Below are 2,347 nucleotides of genomic sequence, written 5' to 3'. Positions count from 1 at the left end.
CTGTCGAGCTATTTGATGAGCACCAGTTCTCTAGACCTATGAGCCAATCAAAGTAGTCGGGGCCAATCGACCGCTTTTTACCCGAAAAGGGCATTGGTCAGGTAGTCCCGGTACCCTTGTCGCAGAGGTACAGCGTCACCGGACACACCTCTTCGTTGGCCCACGCGATCGCTTCCGCGACAGTGACATTCTCACGCTGGTCGTAGGTCAGATCGTAATTGGTCGGTCGTTGTTGGTCCGCATCCTCGCAGGCATTGTCATGCGAAGTCGCCTCGATGATGGCGTTAACCTCGCGCCAGCGATACGGCCTCGTTCGCCTGTCGATGATGTTGCAGATCATGCCGCGAATTTAGTGGCAGCCCGACATCATGCAACGTCGGCTTCCCATCTGTGTAAGCGTGGTCAGCAGGCCGCCTTGCGGTAGCGCTGGCGGTCAGGATGCTTGTCGCCTTTGACGAGGGCGCGGGCGGTGCGGGAAGTTTTCGGTTCTACGACCAGTCATACGAGCACTCGTATGACTGGTCGGATGGAGGTGGTCGGCCGTGTGTCGGGTCGACGGCGATGGTCGGACGCGGAGAAGCTGGAGATCCTGGCGGAGGCGTTCCGGCCGGGGGTGCGGGTTTGCGACGTCATCGCCCGGCGTGAGGTGTCGAGCAGCCTGATCTACACGTGGCGCAAGCAGTTGCGGGAGGGCAAGCTGGCGAGTGCCGTGCCGTCGTTGCCGGTATTCGCCGAAGTGCAGGTGGCGGAACCGGTCGTGCGGACACCGCAGCCGGCACCATGTCCACCGGGGTTCATCCATATCGAACTGCCGGGTGGCGTGCGGGTGAGCGTGGATGCTGCCGTGGATGCAGGGGCGCTGGCACGGGTGCTGTCGGTGCTGCGATGAGCCCGGTGCCGTTGCCGACGCGGGTGTTCCTGGCATGCGGCGTGACCGACATGCGCAAGGGGTTCGATGGTTTGGCGGTGCTGGTGCAGCAGGTGCTGGTGCAGAACCCGCATTCCGGAGCGTTGTTCGCGTTCCGCGGCAAGCGGGGACATCTGGTCAAGCTGCTGTGGTTCGATGGGCAAGGCCTGTGCCTGTTTTCCAAGCGGCTCGACCGAGGCCGCTTCGTCTGGCCGGTGACCGCGACCGGCACGGTGGTGCTGACGCCGGCGCAATTGTCGATGCTGCTGGAGGGCATCGACTGGCGTCGGCCCGAGCGGACGTTTACGCCGACGCTGGCGGGGTGAGAACGGCGGTTTTACGCCGCTTTTGCTCGCTCGCCGACCTGCAATCTGCTATGAAGACAGCGTGTCGGAAGCGCCTGTTTCCCCTGCAGATGCCACCGCGCGGATCGCCGCGCTGGAGGCCTTACTCGCCCGGGCCAATGCCGCGCTCGCCGCCCGCGATCTGCTCATCGATACCCTGCGCGGACAGATCGCCCGGCTGCGGCGGATGCAGTTCGGTGCCTCGTCCGAAAAGCTCGGCCGCGAGATCGAGCAGCTCGAACTGGCGCTGGAGGAACTGGAGACGGAGCGCAACGCGCCTGGGGCTGAGATGGCCGACAGCGGCGTGGCGGTTCGGCCGGTGCCCGTCCGCAGTCTGCCCGCACATCTGCCACGCGAGGACGTCATCCATGAGCCGGCATCGGGTGCCTGCACCTGCCCGGACTGTGGCGGCGCGTTGCGCCCGCTCGGCTCGGACGCACACGAGATGCTCGACATCGTGCCGGTGCGCTGGCGGGTCGTGCGCAACGTCCGCCCCAAATACAGCTGCCGTTCCTGCGACAAGATCGTCCAGGCTCCCGTCCCGGTCAGGGCCGTGGCGCGTGGCAAGGCCACCTTCGCCACGCTGGCGCACGTCGTCGTCTCAAAGTTCGACCACCATTTGCCGCTTTACCGCCAGGCCGAGATGATGGCCGCGCAAGGGCTCGACATCGACCGCTCGACGCTGGCGGGGTGGACCGGACAGGCTGCGGCACTCCTCGACCCCATCGTCAGCCGCATCCGTGACGAAGTCCTCAAGGCCGACAAGATCCATGCCGACGACACGCCCGTGCCGGTGCTCGACCCCGGCCGGGGGAAGACCGCGACCGGGCGGCTATGGGTGTACGCAGCCGACGACCAGGCGTCCGGCGGCACGGCGCCGCGCGCGACCTGGTATCGCTTCACGCCCGACCGCACGGCCGCGCACCCGATGGCCCATCTCGCCGGCTTCCGCGGTTTCCTTCAGGCCGATGCCTATGCCGGTTATGACGGACTGTATCGTGGTGGCGTGACCGAAGTCGCGTGCTGGGCACACTTCCGGCGCAAGGTCTTCGATCTGCACGAGCGGTCGCCCACGCCGCTGACCACCGACATTCTC

4 protein-coding genes are annotated in these 2,347 nt (G+C 66.0%); 3 read left to right on the top strand and 1 reads right to left on the bottom strand.

All coding sequences use genetic code 11. From position 1 onward, the window contains the following. Positions 1–97: 97 nt before the first annotated feature. On the bottom strand, positions 98–340 hold the full coding sequence (locus U1700_RS14300) for a hypothetical protein (protein WP_332753365.1): 243 nt from the start codon (positions 338–340) through the stop codon (positions 98–100). 186 nt (positions 341–526) lie between these two features. Between U1700_RS14300 and tnpA the strand changes: the two genes are divergently transcribed. The 3 genes from tnpA to tnpC form a co-directional block, all read left to right on the top strand. Beyond that, complete coding sequence (gene tnpA / locus U1700_RS14295; protein WP_332753364.1) at positions 527–889, top strand: IS66-like element accessory protein TnpA; 363 nt, start codon at positions 527–529, stop codon at positions 887–889. After that, entirely contained in the window at positions 886–1,233 is a 348-nt protein-coding gene (tnpB, locus tag U1700_RS14290) for an IS66 family insertion sequence element accessory protein TnpB (RefSeq protein WP_267436059.1), read from the top strand. Before tnpA ends, tnpB begins: the two co-directional genes overlap by 4 nt. Before the next feature lie 61 nt (positions 1,234–1,294). Beyond that, a partial coding sequence (gene tnpC / locus U1700_RS14285) for an IS66 family transposase (RefSeq protein WP_443025955.1) occupies positions 1,295–2,347 on the top strand: 1,053 nt, incomplete at its 3' end.

It is taken from the genome of Sphingomonas sp. RB1R13 (assembly GCF_036663775.1).
Lineage (GTDB): Bacteria > Pseudomonadota > Alphaproteobacteria > Sphingomonadales > Sphingomonadaceae > Sphingomicrobium.
This window is presented reverse-complemented; position numbering and strand designations above follow the sequence as displayed.